The organism is Pseudomonas sp. MF6751 (assembly GCF_016613265.1).
Taxonomy (GTDB): Bacteria; Pseudomonadota; Gammaproteobacteria; order Pseudomonadales; family Pseudomonadaceae; genus Aquipseudomonas; species Aquipseudomonas fluorescens_BV.
Genome location: NZ_JAENSV010000015.1, coordinates 1 through 24,110, shown reverse-complemented (window position 1 = coordinate 24,110; position 24,110 = coordinate 1). Strand labels below are relative to the sequence as shown.

Sequence of the window (24,110 nt, the reverse complement as noted above, 5' to 3'; positions counted from 1 at the left end):
CGCGCCTGCCCACCTTCAGGAAACGTCCCCATGTCCAAGCTCGCTGCTGCTGTATTCACCGGTTTACTTGGAGGGTGGGGCCTTTGCAGTGCCGCGTGGGCAGAAGGCATCACGGGCGACGTGGGCGCGGGCCTCAGCTATCAGCCCCACGACCCCAGCGCCAGCCGCTACGAAACCCGGCCTGTGCCTTATCTGGACCTGGATTGGGGCGACGTCAGCCTGAGCACCGATGACGGCCTCACCTGGAGCGCCCTGGATACCCACGGCCTTACCGCTGGCCCCTATATCAACTACCTGCCGGGGCGTACTTCCAACGGCGAATTGCAGGGCCTGCGCAACGTGTCGGACATGGCCGAGGTGGGCGGTTTCGTCCAATATGCCCCGGCCAATTTCTGGCGGGTCTACGCGCAATTGGGCCAGGCCGTGGGCGGCGGGCATTCCCAGAGCGGCGCCCTGGGTAAAATCGGCGGCGAACTGGGTTACCCCGTGGGTGGCGGGATTATCGGCAGCAATAGCCTGGTTGCGCATTTTGCCGATGCGCGCCAGACCAACACCTTCTTCGGCGTGGACAACAACGAAGCTGTCGCCTCGGGCTTGCGGCCCTATAACGCGAGCGGGGGCTTCCAGAACGTGACGCTGAGCCAAAGCTTCGCCTTTCCCCTTGCGCCCCATTGGTCGCTACTGACCAGCGCCAGCTGGGTACACCTGGTGGGGTCGGCGGCCAAGAGCAGCATCGTCAAGGAGGCTGGCCATGTGAATCAGGGCCAGGTGCAGACGGCGATCAGCTACACCTTCGACTGAATTACACGGGAGCAAAATTGTGGGAGCGGGCTTGCTCGCGAAAGCAGTGTGTCAGTCACCCGATACTTCACTGATCCACCGCATTCGCGAGCAAGCCCGCTCCCACAATGGGCCTGTGTTTCATAGCTCTATCTTCAGTGTTCTTCGCCCTCAGCCAACAGCGCGATACCACCGATAATTACCACCACGCCCACCCAATGCAACACGCTGATGTGCTCCCCCAACCCCAGCCAAGAGCCCAGCAGCACCGCCACAAACACCAGCGAACTCAGCGGAAACGCCAGGGACAAACTGCTACGCCGCAGGATCAGCATCCACACAAAAAACGCACCCAGATAGCTGGCAATCGCCGCCAGAATCCCCGGGTTGCGCGCCACGTCCGCCAGCCATTGCCAACTGAAGTCCATCGGCCCCAATTGATCGCCGGCTACCTTGGTGAACAACTGCCCGGCGCTTTCGGTGGCGATCAGCAATGCCCATAGCACCAGGGTGCCAAGCCGCCCATGCAGCCAGCCGGTATTGATTGTTTGCGTTGTCATGCCTGGTTCCCCGCGATCGCTACCAACATCACACCTAAAGTAATCACCAGCGTGCCCAGCCAACGACGCCGACTGACGGTTTCCTTGAGCACCACCCTGCCTGCCAGTACCACCAAGCAATAGGCCAACGCCGCCAGCGGAAACAGCAGACTCAAGGGCGCACGGGACAGCGCTTCGAGCCACACAAAAAACTCAATCACATAGGCGCCGACGCCGGCCCACAGCAGCGGCGCATTGAACACCTGGCCCCAGAACGCACGCAGGCGAAAACCGCCATCGAGTTGCGGCAAACGGTCCACGCCCAATTTGAAACACAGCTGGCCAATCACATCGAGGACGATGGAAAACGCCAGTAACAGCACCACGGTCAGGGTCACGGGAACAGCTCCTCAAACAGGTCGATCAAGGCTTCATTGGTTGCCGCATTACGCTGCAAGTCTTGCGGGCTCCAGCGCTCCGGTGGCGGCTGGTCGGACTTGGCTTCCCAGCGCTTGAACGCGTTGCTGAATGCCGGCGTAGCGAACTCACCGCAGACGTCAATGCCAATGATGCGTTTACCCGCCGCCAACGCCCGCAGGGCCTGGAGCAAATGGGTCAGGCGCATGCCACCCTGGTCCCAGTTGGTGGCGGCGTCTTCACTGGCGAGCACATCTTTGTCGATGGTGATCCAGATCGCCTCGGTGGGCAGGCTGGCAATCATCTGGTCGAGGAAGGCGCCCCAATCCAGGTCCGCCAGGTTGCGCCAGTGCAGGTGGTTCTCCTGTTGCTGGTGGCCGGCGCCGTCCCCCACCCGGCCCCAGACCTTGGACGGCGGATGCTGCCAGGGAAACAGCTGCAAACGCCCGCGCTTGAGGGCGCCAAGGTTGCCGCCGCGCAGTTGCGGGTTATGCAGGTCATCGCTGCACGGGCCCAGGGTGACGATGCGTTGGATCGCTGGCATCTTCAGCGCCCGGTTGACCCACGAACCACAGTGCCGCTTGGGCGCAAAGCGCACCCAGTCTGGGTGGTTGTCAAAGTGAATCAGGCTGACGGGCTCTTTGAGGTCGGCCAAAAACGCCGGCGTAAGGTGGTGATAATCGCCGGAACCGACAAACAGGATTTCCGGGCGCGCGTCACGGGGCCGTGGCCGTTGGGCCAGGCGCTCGACGAAACGCTTCCAGGTTTTTTCGGTGGACCACAAACGCAATTTCGGGCCCAGGTCCAGTAGGTCCAGGCGCGTGGCCCGACCGCTGGCCAACCGCCGGGCAATCGGTGCCTGGCCGGTGAGGCTGTGGTCAAGGTCAAGAATATTCAAGGTAAGTTTCACCCCTAATGGCAGTGCCCAACCGCAGGCCGGTTGGGCTTTAGGGGGGTAATGCAAGGGATGGGCCAGCGCTTGGATGAGCGCCACTTTTGCAAACAATGAGTATCAAGTGTGGGAGCTGGCTTGCCTGCGATAACGGTGTGTCAGCCAGCCCATTTGCAACTGACAGTCTGCTATCGCAGGCAAGCCAGCTCCCACATTTTGCTACATGCTCGGCCTCAGGATTTCGATTCGTTGATGATCTGGCGAATCGCGCCGACGAAGGCTTCCGCCGGTTGCCCACCGCTCACCGCATATTGGTCATTGAAGACAATGGTCGGCACCGAACTCACCCCACGAGAAACCCACAGCTGTTCCTGCTCGCGGACTTCGGCGGCGTATTCATCGCTGGCAAGAATCTCGGCGGCGCGCGCAATGTCCAGCCCTACGCTCTCGGCGATGATCGCCAGGGTCGCGTGGTCGGAAGGGTCCTGGCCATCGCTGAAATACGCCTTGAACAGCGCTTCCTTGAGGTTGTATTGCAAACCTTCCAACCCGGCCCAATGCAACAGGCGGTGCGCGTCGAAGGTGTTGTAGATACGGCTCTGGCCGTCGGTGCGGAACGCAAAGCCCAATGCGGCGCCCATGTCGCGGATACGCGCACGATTAGCCTGGGACTCTTCAGCCGTGGAGCCGTATTTTTCAGTGATGTGCTCGACGATGTTCTGACCGATGGCGGGCATGTTCGGGTTCAGTTCGAACGGCTGGAAATGAATCTCGGCCTGCACTTCGCTGCCGAGTTGGTCGAGGGCTTCGGTCAGGCCACGCAGGCCGATGATGCACCAGGGGCAGGATACGTCGCTGACGAAATCGATTTTCAGGGGAGTACTCATGGTGGGCAACCTCGCGTGCAGTCATGCGTATACATAAAGGTTGCACGATACACCACCTTCACAGCACCTTCGAAGGCTCGCTCAAATCGATCTGCGCCCAGTGCGCGGCATCCTGGCGATGGGCTTGCAGGTAGGGCAACACCGCCGCCAGCAAGGGCGCCTTGAACGCTTCCTGAAAACGGTGGGCCAGGCCGGGAATCAATTTCAACTGGCTGCCCTGGATATGCGCAGCCAGGTGCACGCCGTGCATCACCGGCAGCAAGGGGTCGGCGGTGCCGTGAACGACCAACGCCGGCACGCGCAGTTGGTTGAGCAAGGGTACACGGCTTGGCTCGGCCAGGATTGCCATGATCTGGCGCTTCACGCCTTCGGGGTTGAAGGCGCGGTCATAGGACAGCGCCGCCTGGTGCAGCAACGCCTGGCGATCGTCCTTGATATCCGGGCTGCCCAACGCCGCGAGCAAGTCTGCCTGTTGCTCCAGCGCCACCTCACGGTTGGGCGCGCTGCGCCGCGAGAGCAATTGCACCAGCGCCGCGTTCGGCGCGGGCAAGCCCTCGGCGCCGGAGCTGGTCATGATCAGGGTCAGGCTTTCCACGCGCTGTGGCGCCATGGCTGCCAGGTGTTGAGCGATCATGCCGCCCATGCTCGCGCCGAGTACGTGAAATTGCTGCACCTGCAGCGCGTCCATCAAACCCAGAGCGTCATCGGCCATATCGGTCAAGGTGTAGGGCGCGGCCACCGGCAGGCCGAGCTTGTAGCGCAGCACTTCGAAGGTCAGGTTGGCGCTCGCCGGCGCCTGCCGCCAGGTGGACAGGCCGACGTCGCGGTTGTCGTAGCGAATCACCCGAAAGCCTTGTTCGCACAGGGCCACCACCACTTCGTCCGGCCAGTGAATCAACTGCCCGCCCAAGCCCATCACCAGCAGCAACGCAGGGTCGGACGCACGGCCGATACTTTGATAGGCGATGCTCACCTGAGCCAGGTCGACCGTTTGGGTCGGGACATTGACATCACATCGAGACGCCGCAAAAGACGGCAGGCCGAACAGTAGAGCGGCCACTAAAAACAACGCACGCATGAAAAACACCAAAACGCAGAACCCCAGTAGAGCGCGAGTCTGATGAAGTTTGTTCAAGCGCGCTGCCACAGTTCGATGACAGTTTGATGAAGAGCGCCCAGTGGTCATGGTCGACACGCCCCACAACATGAGACAAAATCAAGCAATCCGTTTTCGTCGCAAATTATATTCATGGAGCGCCTGTGCTCGAAATCCGTCACTTGAAAACCCTGTACGCCTTGCGCGAAGCCGACAGCCTGGTGGAAGCCGCCGAACGCCTGCACCTGACCCAGTCCGCCCTCTCCCATCAGTTCAAGGAACTGGAAGAGCGCCTGGGCATGCCACTGTTCGTGCGCAAGACCAAACCGGTGCGCTTCACCAGCGCCGGCCTGCGCCTACTGCAATTGGCCGACGCCACCCTGCCGTTGTTGCGCGGTGCCGAGCGCGATATTGCGCGGCTGGCCGGGGGTACCGCTGGGCGCTTGCACATGGCGATCGAATGCCACAGTTGTTTCCAGTGGCTGATGCCGACCATCGACCAGTTCCGCGATGCCTGGCCGGAAGTCGAGCTGGACCTGGCCTCGGGCTTTGCCTTCGCGCCGCTGCCGGCCCTGGCCCGTGGCGACCTGGACCTGGTGGTGACCTCCGACCCGCTGGAACTGCCGGGTATCACCTACGTACCGCTGTTTACCTACGAGGCCATGCTGGCGGTGGCCAACCAGCACGCGTTGGCGAACAAGTCCTATATCGTGCCGGAAGACCTGCTGACAGAAACCCTGATCACCTACCCGGTGGAACGTGACCGCCTGGACATCTTCACCCGCTTCCTGGAACCGGCCGACGTTGAACCGGCCCAGGTGCGGACTTCGGAGCTGACCGTGATGATGATGCAACTGGTGGCCAGCGGCCGTGGGGTGTGCGGTATGCCCCACTGGGCGCTGCATGAATACAGCTCACGCGGGTATGTGAAAGCCAAGCGGTTGGGCGAAAAAGGTTTATTTGCCACGCTGTATGCCGGAATTCGCGCAGACATGCTGGATGCGCCGTATATGCGCGACTTTTTGCTGACCGCCAAGGACACGTCGTTTTCGACCTTGGATGGAGTTAGCGCGGTTCGCTGAGCTGGAGAGAACCTCATCGAGCCAGCAGATCGGGCTTGTGTGGGAGTCGGGCTTGCCCGCGATGCGGGCAACTCGGATCGCTTGTCACACCGCGTTGATGCTATCGCAGGCAAGCCACACCTTGGGCTTCATTCAACCCGAAGTTCGCGCCACATGTGGATCTTGTCGAAGTAATCGACACCTACCCGCACCGCCAATGGCTCGAGGCCGTACTGGATGAAGCCGCAGCGTTGGTAAAGTGCCAACGCCGCCTCATTTCCAGCGGTGACGGTCAGTTGAATCAGTTTCAGGCGCGGATGCCGGCGAGCCTCCTCAAGCGCTGCTTGCACCAGTTGCCGCCCCATTCCCTTCTGCTGATAAGCCTCGGTCACGTACATGCCGAACAAGGTCACCTTGTGCCGCGCCTTTTCGCGAGGCTCGTAGGCCAGGCCAACGATGCCGGCCAGTCGCTCCTCATCAAAGCCGCCCAACAGGCAATCCAGCGGGCTGTCGAGACGCTTTTCCCACCAGCTCAACGGCATCGAGGCGCGCTCCGCGACACTGGACGTGAACGCTTGCGGATACGCGCCATAGGCCTCGAGCATCAATGCCCGATAGGCTTGCGCATCGTCGGCGTCCAGCGGGCGAATCATCATGCGGTAGCCAGCGAATCACGATAGAACGGCAGGATCAAATCGCGCGTCAATGGCGCCAGATGCAAGTCACCTTCGCCCATGGGATCGATCCAGCACACCTCTTCAATCTCTGCTGCAGGGGTGACGGCGACGTCGACCTGCACCTTGAACAACTCAGCCTCTACGGTAAAACCCGGTTCGTTGGCCGCGGGTGCCGAGAACAGGCCAAGATAGACGGCTTGGCTCGGATCAACGCGCAGGTTCAGCTCCTCGTGCAACTCACGGACGAGCGCCTCGGCAGGTTGCTCGCCGGCGTCGATTTTGCCGCCCGGTTGCATGAAAGCCAGGGTATCGCGCTTGCGCACAAGCAGGGTTTGACCGTCGCCACGGACCAACAGCGCGGCTGCAATGCGGATAGTCTTGGACATGGAAGGCCCTCTCTCGGATTGAAAAGCGGCCAAGGATCCCACGCGCATTCTGCGCACGCAACTCGCGCGTGCAGGGCGATTTTTTCCGACATACATACACCGCAGGGTCCAGTTTCGGCCACCCTAAACTCGCAAACTCATATTCAGCAGGGCTCGCTGCACCTCGGTGCGCCGCGCTCTTTTATAAGAGTTTACTCATGCACAATTCATTGCCCACCCTCAAACAATCATCCACTGACGAACCGCAACCGCTGCCGGCCGACAGCACGTCAACCCCTACCATGCAACCGATGACGCTTGCGGTCGTGCCGCCGGCTTCACTTTCTGCCGAAGAACAACTGGCTTACCTCACCCGTGAACTCGACAAACTCAATGCACAGACCTCTGAGCTGGTAAGGCGACAGCCGAGTGTCGGCCGCGTGTACCAGCAGCAATTGGCCGAGATGTTTCCCGATGCACATCTGCCCATCAATCCCAACCAGATTTTTTATAGCCGCTATCGCGAAGACCAGGAAGGACAAAAGCACCTGCTGTCCTGCGAACCACTGGGCTCGCTGCTGGCCACCTTACGCGCGCCTGGCGCAGAGTCTTATCTGACCCAGGAGAGCGGCGCCTTCTACCGCGAATGCAACACCCTGGACACCGATAAAATCCTCTCTGCCAATGCCTCGACGACAACCCTGGCCGCCAGGCTGGAAATAGCCATCACCTTGAGCCTGAATACATTCTGGGGGGCTGGCGAGCCCTCCCAACCCAACACGGAGGAGCAATTGGTCGCACTGCGACGACAAGTGCTGGCCCATCAACTGGCATTGCGCTCGTTGGACGGCACGTTGTCGGCGCATGCACGGGCGCTGGCGCAGAATGTGCTCAAGTACCCAAGTGCTGCGGCACGTGAACAGGTGTTTACCGTCGACAACAGGCCCACGGTGTACCGACTGGCCCTGGAGAATGGCAGTGAATTCGCCGGCGCATTCATTCTGACCCCCACGGGCACGACGCCTCTGACGGGCAAAGTGATGCTCTATAGCCCAAGCGAGGAATTTGAGGAGTTTGAAAACCTGGCGCGTTTGAATGACGCCGTCGCAGCCCGCATACAAGACGGCGCAGCGCCAGGCAAGCTGTTGATCGCAAGCCTGCCGACAGCCGCTCGTGCCGCGCTGAGCGGCTTGCCCGTACTGACGACGACCCCGTCCCAGATAGACGCTGACGTGATTGCTGACAGTGTCCGCGCATTGCGAGTCAGGCAACATTTCTCTGTTCGCGAAGCCTTGCGCAGGGAGACGTTGCCCTCCACAGGCGAGCTCGACCTGGCCGCAGACCTGACGCCACAGTGGGATGTCGCTAATGCTTTTATGGTGCGCAACCTACGCCTGTTGACGGCCGAACCCGCATGGTTGAAAACCGCCGACGAGCAAGACCAGGCTCGGTACAGGCAACTGGAGCAAGAACTGATCGACAGCAATGAGGAACTCGCACCTCATCTTGAGAGAATCTTGACACTGGAAGCGTTCTCCCAACAGGAGACCGACAAGGTGCTGAAAAAACAGAAACCTGTGTATGCCAACGTTGATATTGACCCTTATAGAAGCCTGGTTCATCTGCGCGTCACAACGTCCTCCCGGTCGGCCGAAATGACGGGGTACCGTAACGAGGAAGCCACCATTGTCTACATCAGCGAAGACCGCAAGATCAATATCCCGCAGTGCCTGCCAGGCGAAAAACTGACGTGGGGCACCTGGCGTACCCAAACCGTGGTGGATCTGCGCACACTGGGAAGTTATACCCAACGTAATGTCGACCCATGGTCGGTGCATGGCATACATAGAACGATCAGTGCCACCGCCAACATTATTGACACAGCCGGCAACCCTCACGGAAAACTTGGCAACGATGATTTGCGCGCACTCGCGACAGAAGCTGACATTGGCCAAAAATACGATACGTATCTGCGGTCAACCTTCTCGCAGAGCAGCGGGACAAGCAGCTTCGCTACAGTCTGGCAGCGCGCCAACGCGGCAAAAATGAATAAGGACGCGCTTGAGAACCGTCTCAACCCTGACGCAGCCAAACTGTTTACATTCCAGACGCCAGGCAGTGGGTTTGACTGGATAAAAGCCGTCACTGAACACCCTGATTCAACCTCCCGCCCCCGAGTCAGCGAATTCGAGATAGAGGTCAACCTGCTGGTATTGGGCGCCGCGCAAGAGAGGGGCCAAGGCGGGCAGGTCATGCATCGTGTCCTGGTCATTCATCGAAAAGGCACCAAGCCTGACGGGGTCAGTGTGCTGTATACCCCGGATGCACCAGATGGCGTTGCCTTCCGGGAGCTGACCAAGGGGCTGGTGGAGCTGGACACGCTGAAAGCAAAACCGGAATGGCAGGCCTATTTCACTTCCCAGATGGCCACTAAGGATACGAAAGAGATCACACGGATCTTCAACGATACGCGCAGTGTGTACCGCTATACCTTGACGCCGATAACCGGCAATTTCCACGCGTACCTGTATTCGGCGCAACTGGGTTTTCAACTCGCGCACGCCGACTACCGTTCACGGAGCAATGCGCAAATTTTCCGCGAATCGGCGGTAAACGCCTTTATGTTCGGGGTGGAAACCGCCGATTTTCTGCTCGGGTTGATACCCGGCAAAACCGCCCTGTCGTTTTTGCGCCGAGCTATCAACCGCGGATTAGGCGTGGCCAAGCAGCTGGGGCGGCGCATTCCGGGGCTGGCCAGTAAAGTCGGTACGGACAGGAGCACCGCCATTGTACTGACGGGTGCCTCCCTCCGCCCGTTGGAACCCGCCTGGGTCAATGTGATGCCGTATCGGTTGCCTGAGCAAATAGAGCCGTTCTTTGACGTAGTGGAGTTTGCCGACACCCACCGATACAGACTGTCGCGCCAGTCGGGCCGCGCACCGTGTTTTTTTGATAAACACAATAACCAGTTCATCGCGATGCGCGACCCAACAGGCCGCTATCACCTGTATCAGTCCTATGTAGAAGACGGCGCACGCTATGTAAAAGACCCGGCAGGTCACCACGTGGACTTTATGGTCGTACCGGGAGACGCAAAGAGCTGGAAGCCCCGTTTCGAACGAAACGCTGTGGGCGGAGGTTCCGTTCTGGGCGCCCTGCGTCCTCTCACCCCTGAACAGCAAGTGGATGCGGACCTGATCGCGGCGATGCGGCTTTTTGCAACAGAAGGGGAAATGCGGGATTTCGTGCGCGTCATAGAACAAACCGACGCTTCCCTGAAGCTCGATTTGATCACTCGCGCCCGACAACAGCTTGGCACCCTGGATGAAGCTGAATTTCACCGCTGGATGTCGAACTCGAAAAGCTTGAGCCGAGCCAATCAAGAGAGATTACGTAGTTCCCTGTTAAACCTGCGGCTCGAACTGGCCACGGTTGAACATATACACCTGTCGACACAGCATTTTGCGCAACCCCTGTCTGCGCGGGACAAGGAAGAACTGTTTAAAAAAGTCAAAAGGCTCATTGGCAAGAACGAGAACCTCGACAAACAGATCAGAACATCGATTGCCGTTGCCGACCCCGATACTGGCGCACAATTTGTCGGGTACGCCATCACCCACAAACACCAGCATGCGATGGATAAATTCGCAGCAAAATATGAACTTTATACTTGGCGGGATGCTGCACTGAAAGTGTTTGCAAACAAGCCCGAACACCTCGTACGTATTAATCAACTCGCCTCAGATCTGGGAATTACACGCCAGGAGGCGATACGTCGATTCTTACTGCTGCCTGAGACAAAAAGCACCCTGGATGCCTTCATGAAGGATACCTTCAAGGCCAAGCTCGCCAAGCTTCAAGTCACCTCCTTTTCAGAGGATTTCAAAAAATCCGGTATTCCCTATATCGCCCTATCCCGAGGCCAGCATGGGGCAGATACTGGCGTAGCCATGGTAGACAGTAGAGACGTCACAGCATTCGAAAAAGCCCTGCCCAAGTTTGCAACGCCTCTGGAGTTTGAAGTCCCCCGCGTTCAAACCCATAGAGTTGAAAGGCCAGGGCCGGCGCTGCCTGTCGGGCCGGAAGTCGTGCCCACTCGCGATCCGCACATCAACATCGTGAAGCTGGATGAACTGGCGCAAACCCAGAAAAAACTCCTGCCCGCCCCTGCCACCGCCAAACTTGGGGAGATCACCCAGGATATCCAAGCCGGTCGCCTCAGCCGCAAGCGAATAGGCAACTTCACCTATGTCGATCTCCCTCAGGTGCAGCCCGGCACGGGCCGTGGTCTTTGGCGCGTGGCAATTGAAAAAAACGGCAAAGAAGGTGGCAAAGATGTCTACATCATCAGGGGTATCTTTGATTACCACGCCAGCAAGCACGTAGCCTGGGGCATATAACTACAGGAGGGGCGGCACCTCGTCCGGCGCCCTGATAAACACACTGTACTTGGCGCCCTCCATCGCCTCGAACGCGATCAGCTTGTCCACCAGTGGCAGGTTCAGCACCTTGCCGGCATTGAGCAATAACATGCCGTTGTCGGCATTGAGGTTGCGCGCCAGCACCATGCCGGCTTCCAGCTCACGGGTGGAGAGGACTTTTACCGTCGGATCACCCAGGGTCACATCGCTGAGGAAGGTCGCGCAGGCTTGCACGAAATCTTCCACCAACGCCGGGTCATACAGGCGCCCGGCGTACTTGCGGATATACAACAGCGCCTCGTCGCTGTTGAGGTGCCGCTCCAGGATCAGGCCTTTCTGCAATTCGATAAAGTCCACCGCCAGCTTCAGCAGCCGTGAACCGGGCGGGATGGTATCGCCCTTGAGGTGGTCGGGAAACCCCGTGCCGTCCCAACGTTCCTGGTGATGACGAATGATCCGCGCTGCGTCCTTCATCGGCTCCAGGGTCATCAGCAGCGACTCGCTCTGCCCCGGATACTCACGGTACAAGCCGCGGTCGGTACTATGCAGTTTGTCCGACGGTGCAACCATCATGCTGTCCGTCCAGCTCAACTTGCCGATGTTGTACAACGCGGCGGCCATGGTCAGGTCACGGGTGCTTGATTCGTCCATGGACTGGGTGGCGCAATACACCCGGATCAACTCGATCAACGCGCGGTTGGTCTGTTTGTCCTTGGGCAAGCGCAGGTTGGCCAGCAGCGAAAACACTTCCGTGCCGGTCACATAGCTGCGCTTGAGCTCGTCGTAGGCCAGGTCGAGCATGTCGGCGGTTTGTTGCAACTCGGCGGTACGCGCCGCCACACGTTTTTCCAGGGTGGCGTTGAGTAGCTTTAGCTGTTCGGTCTGGTCTCGGGCCAGGCGTTCAAGGCGTTGGTGCTCGAGGGTTTGCTGCAACACCAGTTGCAACTCTTCGTCGTTCCAGGGTTTGCTGATGTAGCGGTGGATCTGCCCGTCGTTGATCGCCTTGATGATGGTGGTGAGGTCGGCGTAGCCGGTGAGCAGGATGCGGCTGGTGGCGGGATACAGGCGGTGGACCTCGGCCAGCAGCGTGGCGCCGTCCATGCCGGGCATGCGCGCATCGCTCATCACCAGATCGATAGGCCGGGTCGCCATGATCTCCAGCGCCTGGGCGCCGCTGGTGGCCAATACCACCTCATAGGGCTGGCCGCGCAACAGGCGGCGCAGGCTATTAAGGATCGACTCTTCATCGTCGACTAGCAAAACAGCGGACTTCGTAGCGAGTTGTTCATCCATGGCGACTCTGCCTTCAAATTAAACGAAGTTAAGCTAAATTGAATCCGCGCAATACAAAGCGCGATTGATTTGACGCCAACTGGCCGTCGATATCAAGGGAACTCAACTATGCTGCACTGCATGCTCGCGCCCCGTTCAGTTGTAGAACCAGGGAAGGAATTGTCATGCCATCAAGCCTTTTGCACGTGCCGAGTGCGCCATGAGGACGGAATCGGGCCGGGCCAACCGGCGCATCCTGATCGTGGATGACACGGCTTCGATCCACCAGGATTTTCGCAAGATCCTCTGTGCCGACGAGCATGGCGAGCCCTCCCTCGACACCCTGGAGTCCACCCTCTTCGGCACCACCGCGCCGGCTCGCCAGGCGTTTGACCTGGATTCGGCCTATCAGGGCCAGGAAGCCTTGGCGCTGGTCAAGAAAGCCCTGGACGCCCACTCGCCCTACGCAATGGTGTTTATCGATATGCGCATGCCCCCTGGCTGGGACGGCCTGCACACCATCGAACAGTTGTGGGAGGCGGACCCCAACCTGCAAATCGCGCTCTGCACGGCCTATTCCGACTACTCCTTCGAGGCAATCGAAGCGCGCCTGAAATACAACGACCAACTGCTGATCCTGAAAAAGCCCTTCGACCACCTGGAAATCCGCCAGATGGCCAGCGCCCTGACCTGGAAATGGCAACTGGCCCAAGACGCGGCCCTCAAGGTGATCAGCCTGGAGCGCACCATCGAGGAACGCGTGCAGGAGCTGCTCAAGGTCTCGCATTTATTGCAATACGACGCCCTGACGGAGTTGCCCAACAGCACGTTGCTGGGCGACCGCCTGACCCAGGCGATCGCCTTGGGCCGCAGGCATGACACGCAACTGGCAGTGATGTTTCTGGGGCTCGACCGCTTCAAGCGCATCAACAACGCCCTGGGCTATCCGGCCGGCGACGAGGTGCTTGCGCAGCTCAGCCTGAGCCTGGTGGCGGCGGTACGGGCGTCGGATTCGGTGTTTCGTTACGGCTCCGACGAGTTCGTGGTGCTGCTCAACGATATCCAGCATCCCCAGCAAACCCAGCACATTGCCCAAAAGGTGCTCAATGCCGTCAGCGCGACTCGCCATGTCGCGGGGCATGACCTGAGTGTGAGCGCCAGCCTGGGCATCAGCATTTATCCCGATGACAGCGACAATGCCGTGGGCTTGCTCAAGCATGCCGAAACCGCGATGCGTACCAGCAAAGAACGCGGCCCGGGGGATTTCAGCTTTTACACCGAAGACATGAACCTGCGCGCCCAGCACCAGCAAAACCTGGAAAGCGCGATCCGCCAGGCGCTGGACCGCGATGAATTTGTGCTGCATTACCAGCCCAAGCTGGCGCTGGAGACCGGGCGCATCGTCGGTGCGGAAGCGCTGACCCGCTGGTTTCGACCGCAGTCGGGTTGGGTCAGCCCGGCGGAGTTCATTCCGGTCGCCGAAGACAGCGGCCTGATCGTGCGCCTGACTCAGTGGGTACTGCGCCAAGCCTGCGCACAAGCCCAAGCCTGGCGCGAGATGGGCCTGGCACCCCTGCGCATGTCGGTGAACATCTCGGCGATCGACTTTCGCCAACGGGACTTCGTCGACAACCTGGCCGCCATCCTGAAAGAAACAGGCCTGCCGCCCACCCAACTGGAACTGGAAATCACCGAAAGCGTGCTGATGCAGAACGTCGACGAAACCGTGGAGACCCTGCAAAAGATCAAGGCCATGGGCATCCGCCTGGCCCTGGACGATTTCGGCACCGGCTACTCCAGCCTCAGCTACCTGCGGCGCTTTCCCATCGACGTGCTGAAGATCGATCAATCCTTCGTGCGCGGCCTGCGCATCAATAGCCAGGACGAACAATTGATCAGCGCTATCATCGGCATGGGCAAGAGCCTGGAACTGAACATCATTGCCGAAGGTGTGGAAACCGTCGACCAATTGAATTTCCTCAAAGCCCAGCGGTGTGAGGAGGGCCAGGGCTTTCTGTTCAGCAAGGCGCTGCCTTCGAAAGATTTTGTGCAACTGCTGCAAACGGATAGCGCGACACTGATGCCGGATCAATAAAATAAATAGCCCTAGGCCTGCAAGGAGTGCTCGCTTGAGCAACGTCGTAAACCACCGTTCTGGCCTGATGTTCGCGTTATGCCTGGGCACCGCATCGCTGTCAGCCGCACCGCTGAACGAAGCGCTCAAGCCCTTGCCGGCGGTTCCAGTACTGGACCCGGCCAAGGTTGAGTTGGGTCGCCAACTGTTCAACGAGCCGCGTTTGTCGGTCAACAACACCTTGTCCTGCGCAAGCTGTCACCAACTCACCAGCGGCGGCGCCGACAATAAGCCATTCTCCATTGGCTTTGACGGCAAACCGGTGCAGATCAATACCCCTTCCGTATTCAATGCCAGCCTGAACTTCAAACAGTTCTGGAACGGTCGGGTGGACACGCTGCAGGCCCAGGTCGAGCAGGTGGTGATCAGCCCGGTGGAAATGGGCAGCGACTGGAATACCGTGGTGCGCAACCTGTCCGCCCTGCCCGCCTACCAGAACGCGTTCAAGCAGGCCTATCCCGATGGCGTCACCGCTTCCAATGTGCAAAACGCCCTGGCCACCTATGAGCGCACGCTGCTGACACCCAATTCGCGGTTTGACCAATACTTGCTGGGCAACACCGATATCCTGACCCGCCAGGAAAAATACGGCTACCAACGCTTCAAGGATTACGGCTGCATCGCCTGTCACCAGGGCGTGAACATTGGCGGCAATATGTTCCAGAAGTTCGGCGTGATGGGCGACTACTTCAAGGCCCGCGGCAACCCGCTGGAATCGGACCTGGGGCGCTACCTGCTGACCCAGGATGAAGAAGACCGTCACGTGTTCAAGGTGCCCAGCCTGCGCAATGTGGCCGTCACGGCGCCGTACTTCCACGACGCCTCGGCCAAGACCCTTGAAGAGGCGGTTGACGTGATGTTCAAGTACCAGTTGGGGCGCAACCCGTCCCAGGAAGACAAGGACCTGATTATCCAGTTTCTCAAGACCCTGACCGGTGAATGGGCGGGCAAGCCGTTATGAGACCCTTGTCACGCCGACGCACCAGCCAAATCCTGCTAGGCCTCATCACCGTGCTCCTGGCCTCCACCCTGGTGTTTTTGTACCTCAAGTCTTCACGCGACCAGACAGCCACTTATACCCAGTCGCGCGACTTGATCCGCCAACTCCAGCAGCTCAATGCTCAGTGGGACAGCGAAGTGCTCAAGGCCCGCATCGCGATCACCCACAACTACGATCCACTGGTGACACCGCTGACCGAGATGACCCGTATCGGGGCTGAGCTGGAAAGCCGCGACACCTACCACAGCGCTGTCGACCTGCCTGGTTGGCAAGCCAGCCATGCGGCGTATCTGACGGCCATCGAGGAAAAAGCCCGGCTCGTCGACCAGTTCAAATCCCACAACGCAGTGCTGCGTAACTCATTGGCTTTTTTGCCGACGGCCGAAGACGACATCCAGGCCCAATTCAACAGCATGACCGACGAAGGCCGGCTGCAACTGCAAAGCGTGGCCACTGACACTTACGACCTGCTGCTCAGCAGCCTGGAGTTCGCCCAGGTCACCAGCGACGAACGTGCCGCCGACATCCTGGTGGGCCTGGGCAAACTGGCAGTCAACCAACAGAGCCTGCCCAGTGAATTCCAGGTACCAGTGGAGATTCTCAGCAATCATATTTCGCTGATCCTGCGCGAACAGCCACTGGTCAACAGCCTGCTCGAGCGGATTGCCGCCGTGCCGGTGGCCGAACACCTCGATGACCTGACCACTCACCTCAATCAGGACCAGCAGGCTACGGACCTCATCGATCATCAGTACCATCGCTACCTGCTGATCTTCTCGACCTTGCTGGTGGTGCTGCTGCTTTATCTGGCTGTGCGCCTGTTGCGCAGTTTCGCCGAGATCAACCGCGTCAACCGAGCGTTGCAGGCCGCCAACGAAACCCTGGAACAACGAGTGGAACGGCGCACGCAACAGCTCAAGGATGCCCAGAGCGAGCTGATGAACAGCGCCCGCCAGGCCGGCATGGCGGAGATCGCCACCAACGTACTGCACAACGTCGGTAACGTGCTCAACAGTGTGAACATCTCTGCCGACCTGGTCAGCCGCAAGCTGCGCAGCAGCAAGGCCCTCGGCCTGGGCAAGGCCATGCAACTGATCAACGCCCATCAGGGCGACCTGGGCACCTTCCTTACCGAGGATGAAAAGGGCAAGTTGCTGCCGGGCTATCTGAACCAGTTGGTCGAAGCGATTGCCCTCGAACAGCAAGGCATGAGCGATGAGCTGGTGCAGTTGAGCAAAAGCGTGGACCACATCAAGGACATCGTCTCGACCCAGCAATCCTATGCGGGTGCGTCTACCTTGCTGGAGCCGGTCAATATCAGCGCCTTGATGGATGACGCCCTGCGCATGAACGCCGGCGCGCTGAGCCGTCACCATGTCACTGTTGTGAAGGCGTACGCCCCGGTGCCGGAGATTTTGGCGGACAAGCACAGGTTATTGCTGATCATGGTCAACCTGATCAGCAATGCCAAATACGCCATGGACAAACTGTCTGAGCGCCCACGGCAAATCACCCTGGCGGTGGAATCGGTAGGTAACGAGACCCTGAAGATCACTGTGAAGGACGATGGCGAAGGCATACCACCCGAGAACATGGCACGTATCTTCACCCACGGTTTTACCACCCGCAAGGAAGGCCACGGCTTCGGCCTGCACAGCTGCGCCCTGGCCGCCGTGGAAATGAACGGCCAGCTCAGCGCCCACAGCGACGGGCCGGGCCTTGGCGCCGTCTTCACCTTGACCATCCCCCTGACCCTTGCCGGAAGCAGCTCATGAACCAACCTCCCAACCGGCGCATCCTGCTGATCGATGACACACCGTCCATTCATGAGGATTTTCGCAAGATCCTGATGCCCGACGAAGCCTCAGCCGAAGCGCTGGATGAAATGGAGTCGGCGTTGTTCGGCGACACCGCCAAACCTCAAGCCCAGGCATTCGAACTGCACGGCGCGTATGGCGGCGAGGAAGGCCTGGGCTTGCTGACCAGCGCCATGGCGCAACAGCGCCCCTATGCCTTGGCCTTCGTTGACATGCGCATGCCCCAGGGCTGGGACGGCGCCAAGACCATTGAAGAACTGTGGAAAGTCGCCCCCGACTTGCAAGTGGTGGTGTGCAGCGCCTACTCGGACTATTCCTGGGATGACCTGTTGTTTCGCCTGCACGCCCACGACCGCCTGCTGATCCTGAAAAAGCCGTTCGACAACATTGAAGTCCAGCAAATGGCCAACACCCTGGCCAACAAGTGGGACATGGCCCGCCGCGCCTCCTTGCAAACCTCGCAGTTGGAGCGGTTGGTGGAAGAACGCACCCAAGCGCTGCAACTGGAAATTGAAGAGCGCAAGCACTTGGAAAGCCAATTGGTGCAGTCGGAAAAACTCGCCTCGCTGGGGCAACTCGCGGCCGGCGTCGCCCATGAGATCAACAACCCCGTGGGCTTTATTTCCTCCAACCTCAGCACCCTCGACAGTTACTTCAAGCAGCTGCAACAGATGCTCGATGCCTACCAGCGCAGCGAAGCGCACATCGGGGCGCCAGAACATCGCGACCTACTTGCGGCATTGCGCAGCGAGCTGGACCTGGACTTTCTCAAGGACGACATTCCGATCCTGATCCGCGAGTCCAAGGACGGCATCGGCCGTGTGGTGCAGATCGTCAAGGACCTGAAGAACTTCTCACGGGTGGATAACGACCAGACCTGGCAATTCGCCAACCTGCAGCAAGGCATCGATTCGACGCTGAACATCGTCGCCAGCGAACTCAAGTACAAGGCCGATGTGGTCAAGCACTACACGCCGCTGCCAGAAATCGAGTGCCTGGCCTCGCAACTCAACCAGGTGGTGATGAACCTGGTGATCAACGCCGCACAAGCCATGGGCCCTGAGCGCGGCACCATTACCATCAGCAACGGGGTGGACGGCGAGAACGTGTGGCTGGAAGTCGCAGACAACGGCTGTGGGATTGCCCCCGACACCGTGCAGAAGATTTTCGACCCGTTCTTCACCACCAAGCCTGTGGGCGAAGGTACCGGGTTGGGTTTGTCGTTGTCCTACGGGATCGTCAAGAAACACCGTGGCGATATCAGCGTCAGCAGTGAGGTGGGCAAGGGTACGAAGTTTCGGGTAGTACTGCCGATTCGGCAGACGGCGGCGTAGGACACGCCGCCGAATCATGCTCATGCGTCAGCTTTTTTCGGGCTCGACCCAAACGATGCAAAACGCTTGTTGAACCCGGCAATCCGGCCTTCGGCCTGGGTCTTGCGCTGCTGGCCGGTGTAGACCGGGTGCGAGGCGCTGGAGACGTCCAGGGGGATGTAGGGATAGGTGTTGCCGTCGCTGTGTTTCTGGGTGCGATCACTGTCGGCGGTGGAACCGATGAGGAAGAACACGTCGGCGGCAGTGTCGTGGAACAGCACGGTGCGGTAGTCGGGGTGGATACCAGCTTTCATGAGGCCTCCGGGGCGTCTGGGCGCGGTTGATTTGTTATACAGTAACATAATATCGCACAGACAAACGAGAACCTATTGCAATAAAGGTATAACACGAGGGGCCTTGGGCCTTCTGGAAATCCATTTCCTGTGGCGTCCAACCATTAAACCAAACTGGCTTAACTGCTGATCTTATCCAGTGTTGACTGGGCCTCATTCGGCTTGGCTTCGTTGTTCTTCACGGCATTGATATACCCTTTAACGACGCCGACAAGATTTCCTCTCGTAGCGCTGGCGAGCGCTTCATCGAAACCATCAGCCCGAGTTTTGTCAAAACCCGCCTTGGCCCCTTTGATAGCTCCGATCACTCCCGGTTCCGAATCGCCAATACCTAGAAGAATGTTGCTGAGCCCAGGGATAAACCGGGTTCTCTTTCCAGCCTCGCCGGCAGCCCACTGCACGTTATCTTTGTTGGTGCCGTCCTTCCTGACATGGGTGTCGCTGGTACTATCCAGACGGTGATGCTCACGCAAGGCTAAATAACCCTGTTCCGTAAAGTCTTTCCACATGCCTGCAGGTGTACCGTGCCGAGCGTCGCCGCTACGGGTAATGCCTTCAAGGTCGCCATTTCCGTGGGCCTTGCCTCGGTGTTCGCCGTCAGCCGATAACGACGAATCAATATAGTTGAGCACCCGCGCAGCGTTGAAGGCTGCATCAGCCCGTGCGTCCGGGTCTTTGTTGTTACTCGTCCAATCCCCCAGAAGTTTGTAAGCCAATGAGCGATTGATATCTTTTTGATGACCCAGGTTTTTGAGGATCGGATTATCGTTGATGATTTGTTCGGCGGTGCGGTTATCACCCGGTGGGCGGCCTGTGGCGGTCTCCGGCTTTCGGCTCACATCCTGCTCGGGTTTTTCGATACCTTCCATGCGTTTGTGTTCTTGGGCAATTTGCTCCCGTAGCGGGCCGGTTAACTGGCTTTTATTCCAATCGTGGCTGGAGGGGGCAGAATTCCAGACATTGGAAAAAGCATTCCCTACCGCTATCGATGTCGTCATAGGTAAGTCACTCGTTTTGGTCGTTATAAATTCCTTCTTGATAAAGTGTCCTTACTTTCACAGCGCCCGGTCACAACCAGACACTCAATGAATGTGATGGGGCAGCAATACGTTCCTGATCAAGCTGATAATTTTTTTGTCGGTACAAATACGCAGAGGCCCAAATAGCTGACTGGACGATCAATCCTTGTCCGTGCTTTGTCGACAGGTGCAGAATGGTTAATCGACCTGAAGAGTCCGAACCCAAGGAAACCGTATGAGCCTGTCCTTGTTAAGCCGCTACGCCTTCTTTGCTGTGTGCGTCATTTTCACCCTCGCCAGCCTCCCCTTTATCGAACACGAATGGCTGTGGCCGATCACGCTGGTCACCGGTGTACTCAGCCTGATCGGCATTGTCGACCTGCTGCAAAGCCCCCATGCGGTGCGCCGCAACTATCCGATCCTGGGCAATATCCGTTACCTGGTAGAAACCATCCGCCCGGAAATCCGCCAGTACCTGCTGGAGTCTGACAGCGACGCCCTGCCCTTCTCCCGCGCCCAGCGCTCGCTGGTGTATTCGCGCGCCAAGAACGAAACGGCAGACAAACCCTTCGGCACCCTGATTGACGTATACCAGTCAGGCTTCGAATTTATCGGCCACTCCATGCGCCCTGCGCCACTGAGCGACCCCAGCAGTTTTCGCGTGATGGTCGGCGGCCCGCAGTGCACACAGCCGTACTCGGCGTCGGTGTTCAATATCTCGGCGATGAGTTTCGGCTCATTGAGCGCCAACGCGATCCGGGCACTCAACCACGGCGCCAAGCTCGGCAACTTTGCCCACGACACCGGCGAAGGCAGCATCAGCCCCTACCATCGCGAAAACGGCGGCGACCTCACTTGGGAACTGGGCAGCGGCTACTTTGGCTGCCGCACCAGCGACGGCCGTTTCGACCCCGAACGCTTCGCCGTGCAGGCTCAGAACCCCCAAGTGCGCATGATCGAAATCAAGATGAGCCAAGGGGCCAAGCCCGGCCATGGCGGGATTTTGCCCAAGCACAAGGTCACCCAGGAAATCGCCGACACCCGCGGTATCATGATGGGTGAAGACTGCATCTCGCCGTCGCGTCACAGCGCGTTTTCCACGCCGATCGAGCTGATGCAGTTCATCGCTCAGTTGCGCGAACTGTCCGGCGGCAAGCCCGTGGGCTTCAAGTTCTGCCTGGGCCATCCGTGGGAATTCATGGGCATCGCCAAGGCCATGCTCGAAACCGGCATCCTTCCGGACTTTATCGTGGTGGACGGCAAGGAAGGCGGTACCGGTGCCGCGCCGGTGGAATTCACCGACCATATCGGCGTGCCGCTGCGCGAAGGCCTGCTGTTCGTACACAACACCCTGGTGGGCCTGAACCTGCGCGACAAGATCAAGCTCGGCGCCAGCGGCAAGATCGTCAGCGCCTTCGACATCGCCAGCGTCCTGGCCATCGGCGCCGACTGGGCCAACTCGGCACGCGGCTTCATGTTCGCCATCGGCTGCATTCAGTCTCAGTCATGCCACACCAACAAATGCCCGACTGGCGTCGCCACCCAAGACCCGCTGCGCCAACGCGCGCTGGTGGTGCCGGACAAGGCCCAGCGCGTGTTCAACTTCCACCGCAACACGCTGCATGCCCTGGCAGAAATGCTCGCCGCCGCCGGGCTGGAGCATCCGTCGCAGTTGTCGGCCAAGCATTTGGTACGTCGGATGTCGGCGACGGAGATCAAGCTGTTTTCGCAGTTGCATGTGTTCCTAAAGCCCGGCGAGTTGCTCACCGGGGAAGTGAACGGCGAGTTTTATTCGCGGATGTGGCAGATGGCGCGGGCGGACAGTTTTGAGCCGCATGAAATCGCTGCTGCCTGACGGAGGCCTGCCATGTTGAAAGTCATCGCTGAAGACTTTATCAAGCCCGAACATTTGGAAACCGTGCGGCCCTGGTACGCTGAACTGGTGGAAAAAACCCGCCAGGAACCGCTGTGCATCGCCTACGATCTGTTTGTCGATCAAAAAGACCCCGGGCACTTCGTCTTTATCGAACAGTGGCCTGATCAGGCAGCGCTGGATGCGCATTGCCAGACCGAACACTTCACCCGATTGGTACCCCAGATCAATGCGTATCAGGCCAAACCGTGCAGGGTCTTGTTGATGGACACTTTCTGACAGGCCCCACCGCCTGCTGAACCGGACCACCGACGGCATCGTTGAAAACAAGGAGATTCACATGCCGTTACTGGACTTCGCCGCAATCGCCGCGCAACTGCCCGACAGTTGGACATCCACACGTCTGGGCCAGGTTGGCCCGGCGCGGATCAAAGTACTGCGCATGGATGAACAGACGTACGAGGAAGAAACCCACGACTACAACGAAGGGTTGTTGGTGATCAGTGGGTACTTGCACCTGCGCATCGGTGATCAAGCCATCAGGGTGGACGCCGGCCAGATGTACCTGGTGGAAGCCGGCACTGCCCACGGTGTGCTCACCGGCAGCCAGGGCACCCTGGTGATCATTGATCTCTAGAGACATTCAGTAATACCCAGCCTTTGCAATTGCTTACAAATTCCGCCAACCTCCGCCCGCCCGACGTGCGGCGACGCCCGCGCTCACCTATCGTCATTCAACAACTTGTTCAAGAGCCCGCTGCCATGCTGAACGGACGCGACCCGCGCATCGACTTTTTTCGGGGCCTGGCGTTGATCTTCATTTTCTGGGATCACGTGCCCCACAACCCTCTCGCCAACATCACCGTGCAGAACTTCGGGTTCAGTGACGCCGCGGAAATCTTCGTGTTCCTGGCCGGCTACGCAGCCGTGCTGGCCTACGGCAAGATTCTGCAGCGCGAGGGCTATCTCTTCGCCTGCCTGAAAATCCTGCGTCGAGTGTGGACACTCTACGTGGCGCATATTTTCCTGTTGGCGCTGTTGATGGGCATCGTGGTTTTCGCCAACAGCCATATCGAGACCCGCGACCTGGTGCAGGAGATGGGCCTGGGGCATTTTCTCGGCAATACCCAGCAGGCCTTGATGGATGAGTTGCTGCTGCGCTTCAAGCCCAACCTCACCGACCCGTTGCCGTTGTACATCGTGCTGATTCTGAGCCTGCCGCTCACCCTGCCACTGCTGGTGTATGTGCCCAACGTGATGGTGGCGATCTCGGTGGCGGTGTACCTGCTGGCGCCCTGGCAGGGCTGGAATTTGCCCGCGAGCAACGGCGGAGTGTGGTACTTCAACCCCATCACCTGGCAATGCTTGTTCATCCTCGGCGGCGCAGCCGCGTTGCGCTCACCCAGCCGCGCCGAAGCGCGGCCGTTGCTGCGCCAACCCTTGTTCGTGGCCGCTGCGCTCTACGTGTTGGTGACTTGTGTGATCACCCTGTCGTGGCGCTGGCCCGAGGTGCATGACGCCTGGATGCCACGCGTGATTGGCGAATGGCTGTACCCCATCAGCAAGACCGACCTGTCCCCGGTGCGCCTGCTGCACTTCCTGGCATTGGCCTACGTCACCGCCAAATTGCTCCCCGACGTCGGCTGGACGCAGCAGTGGCTGGCCCTGCAATTGGCGAGGATGGGGCGTTACTCCCTGGAAGTGTTTTGCCTGGGCGTGGTGCTGGCGCCACTGGCCGACATGCTCAATGCCATGGCCGGCGACAGCCTGGCGATCAAGTTATCCACGGCCTTGGCGGGCGCTGTGTTGATGGGTTTATTGGCGGCATGGCTGGACCTGAACAAGCGCCTGGACCAACGCTACGCCAGCCACGCCGTCGTCACGACTACATAGTTAGCGACGCCGCCGGACACCGGGATGGCAACTGAACCACCGCTTTCGCAGGCAAGCCAGCTCCCACATTGGTCGGGTATTGACCACAGGATCAACGCCCGGCACAGATCCCCCTGTGGGAGCGGGCTTGCTCGCGAAGGTGGCGGGCCAGTCAATTAATCTGCAACTGAACCACCGCTATCGCAGCATAGGTATCTACACAACTTCGGCACGACGCTAAATCTGTGGCGAGGGAGCTTGCTCCCGTGACGGCCTGGCAGCCGACACAGATATAACTGATGCCCCGCGATCCAATGTGGGA

The 24,110-nt window shown here is 59.4% G+C and carries 21 protein-coding genes; 11 read left to right on the top strand and 10 right to left on the bottom strand.

The features are described from left to right. The first annotated feature begins 30 nt into the window (after positions 1-30). Entirely contained in the window at positions 31-801 is a 771-nt protein-coding gene (locus JJD66_RS14360) for a MipA/OmpV family protein (RefSeq protein WP_020301179.1), read from the top strand. A gap of 134 nt (positions 802-935) precedes the next feature. On the opposite strand, the gene JJD66_RS14355 is transcribed toward JJD66_RS14360, so the two are convergent. The 5 genes from JJD66_RS14355 to JJD66_RS14335 all read right to left on the bottom strand — a co-directional run bounded on the left by JJD66_RS14355 (position 936) and on the right by JJD66_RS14335 (position 4,593). Next, positions 936-1,340: an EamA family transporter gene (locus JJD66_RS14355; protein ID WP_014717122.1), complete on the bottom strand. Its 405-nt coding sequence runs from the start codon at positions 1,338-1,340 to the stop codon at positions 936-938. Further along, positions 1,337-1,717, bottom strand: a complete 381-nt coding sequence (locus tag JJD66_RS14350; protein WP_003188930.1) for an EamA family transporter — start codon at positions 1,715-1,717, stop codon at positions 1,337-1,339. The genes JJD66_RS14355 and JJD66_RS14350 overlap by 4 nt, the downstream gene beginning before the upstream one ends. Beyond that, complete coding sequence (locus tag JJD66_RS14345) at positions 1,714-2,634, bottom strand: arginase (RefSeq protein ID WP_096144226.1); 921 nt, start codon at positions 2,632-2,634, stop codon at positions 1,714-1,716. The genes JJD66_RS14350 and JJD66_RS14345 overlap by 4 nt, the downstream gene beginning before the upstream one ends. Before the next feature lie 227 nt (positions 2,635-2,861). After that, a complete protein-coding gene (locus JJD66_RS14340; RefSeq protein ID WP_034126450.1) occupies positions 2,862-3,515 on the bottom strand; it encodes a DsbA family oxidoreductase in 654 nt (217 codons plus the stop codon). A 58-nt stretch (positions 3,516-3,573) separates the two neighbouring features. Continuing rightward, positions 3,574-4,593: an alpha/beta fold hydrolase gene (locus JJD66_RS14335; protein ID WP_034126527.1), complete on the bottom strand. Its 1,020-nt coding sequence runs from the start codon at positions 4,591-4,593 to the stop codon at positions 3,574-3,576. Between the two features lie 182 nt (positions 4,594-4,775). Between JJD66_RS14335 and metR the strand changes: the two genes are divergently transcribed. Further along, on the top strand, positions 4,776-5,693 hold the full coding sequence (gene metR, locus JJD66_RS14330; RefSeq protein WP_200648440.1) for a transcriptional regulator MetR: 918 nt from the start codon (positions 4,776-4,778) through the stop codon (positions 5,691-5,693). A gap of 128 nt (positions 5,694-5,821) precedes the next feature. On the opposite strand, the gene JJD66_RS14325 is transcribed toward metR, so the two are convergent. Together JJD66_RS14325 and JJD66_RS14320 are read right to left on the bottom strand one after the other, a co-directional pair. Further along, entirely contained in the window at positions 5,822-6,328 is a 507-nt protein-coding gene (locus JJD66_RS14325; protein ID WP_200648439.1) for a GNAT family N-acetyltransferase, read from the bottom strand. Next, positions 6,325-6,735 (bottom strand): NUDIX hydrolase, encoded by a 411-nt coding sequence (locus JJD66_RS14320; RefSeq protein ID WP_105225895.1) that lies wholly within the window; start codon positions 6,733-6,735, stop codon positions 6,325-6,327. The genes JJD66_RS14325 and JJD66_RS14320 overlap by 4 nt, the downstream gene beginning before the upstream one ends. A gap of 197 nt (positions 6,736-6,932) precedes the next feature. Here JJD66_RS14320 and JJD66_RS14315 point away from each other — a divergent pair, with 197 nt between their 5' ends. Then, a complete protein-coding gene (locus JJD66_RS14315; protein WP_200648438.1) occupies positions 6,933-11,114 on the top strand; it encodes a dermonecrotic toxin domain-containing protein in 4,182 nt (1,393 codons plus the stop codon). Here JJD66_RS14315 and JJD66_RS14310 read toward each other — a convergent pair whose 3' ends face one another. Then, positions 11,115-12,428 (bottom strand): HD domain-containing phosphohydrolase, encoded by a 1,314-nt coding sequence (locus JJD66_RS14310; RefSeq protein WP_198716781.1) that lies wholly within the window; start codon positions 12,426-12,428, stop codon positions 11,115-11,117. It lies immediately after the preceding gene. Positions 12,429-12,627: 199 nt separating this feature from the next. Between JJD66_RS14310 and JJD66_RS14305 the strand changes: the two genes are divergently transcribed. Genes JJD66_RS14305 through JJD66_RS14290 form a run of 4 tightly spaced genes read left to right on the top strand, consistent with a single transcriptional unit; the run spans position 12,628 to position 18,692 of the window. Beyond that, positions 12,628-14,502: a putative bifunctional diguanylate cyclase/phosphodiesterase gene (locus JJD66_RS14305; RefSeq protein ID WP_200648437.1), complete on the top strand. Its 1,875-nt coding sequence runs from the start codon at positions 12,628-12,630 to the stop codon at positions 14,500-14,502. Positions 14,503-14,536: 34 nt separating this feature from the next. After that, a complete protein-coding gene (locus tag JJD66_RS14300) occupies positions 14,537-15,502 on the top strand; it encodes a cytochrome-c peroxidase (RefSeq protein WP_198716779.1) in 966 nt (321 codons plus the stop codon). Beyond that, positions 15,499-17,316: a DAHL domain-containing protein gene (locus tag JJD66_RS14295; protein ID WP_200648436.1), complete on the top strand. Its 1,818-nt coding sequence runs from the start codon at positions 15,499-15,501 to the stop codon at positions 17,314-17,316. Before JJD66_RS14300 ends, JJD66_RS14295 begins: the two co-directional genes overlap by 4 nt. Beyond that, complete coding sequence (locus tag JJD66_RS14290) at positions 17,313-18,692, top strand: ATP-binding protein (protein WP_200648435.1); 1,380 nt, start codon at positions 17,313-17,315, stop codon at positions 18,690-18,692. The genes JJD66_RS14295 and JJD66_RS14290 overlap by 4 nt, the downstream gene beginning before the upstream one ends. 20 nt (positions 18,693-18,712) lie before the next feature. Here the strand turns inward: JJD66_RS14290 and JJD66_RS14285 are convergent, their stop codons facing one another. Then, positions 18,713-18,985 carry a type B 50S ribosomal protein L31 gene (locus JJD66_RS14285; protein WP_034126440.1) on the bottom strand — a complete coding sequence of 91 codons (273 nt, stop codon included), beginning with the start codon at positions 18,983-18,985 and terminating at the stop codon, positions 18,713-18,715. A gap of 158 nt (positions 18,986-19,143) precedes the next feature. Further along, positions 19,144-20,022 (bottom strand): hypothetical protein, encoded by an 879-nt coding sequence (locus tag JJD66_RS14280; RefSeq protein ID WP_198716776.1) that lies wholly within the window; start codon positions 20,020-20,022, stop codon positions 19,144-19,146. Positions 20,023-20,278: 256 nt separating this feature from the next. On the opposite strand from JJD66_RS14280, the gene JJD66_RS14275 reads away from it, so the two are divergent. The 4 genes from JJD66_RS14275 (at position 20,279) to JJD66_RS14260 (ending at position 23,809) form a co-directional block, all read left to right on the top strand. Next, entirely contained in the window at positions 20,279-21,898 is a 1,620-nt protein-coding gene (locus tag JJD66_RS14275) for an FMN-binding glutamate synthase family protein (RefSeq protein ID WP_105225888.1), read from the top strand. Positions 21,899-21,910: 12 nt separating this feature from the next. After that, the gene (locus JJD66_RS14270; RefSeq protein WP_200648434.1) at positions 21,911-22,195 is read left to right on the top strand and encodes a putative quinol monooxygenase; all 285 of its coding nucleotides are present in this window, start codon (positions 21,911-21,913) and stop codon (positions 22,193-22,195) included. Between the two features lie 61 nt (positions 22,196-22,256). Continuing rightward, on the top strand, positions 22,257-22,553 hold the full coding sequence (locus tag JJD66_RS14265) for a cupin domain-containing protein (RefSeq protein WP_200648433.1): 297 nt from the start codon (positions 22,257-22,259) through the stop codon (positions 22,551-22,553). A 125-nt stretch (positions 22,554-22,678) separates the two neighbouring features. Further along, positions 22,679-23,809, top strand: coding sequence for an OpgC family protein (locus JJD66_RS14260; RefSeq protein ID WP_200648432.1), 1,131 nt, complete (start codon positions 22,679-22,681; stop codon positions 23,807-23,809). The last annotated feature ends 301 nt before the right edge of the window (positions 23,810-24,110 follow it).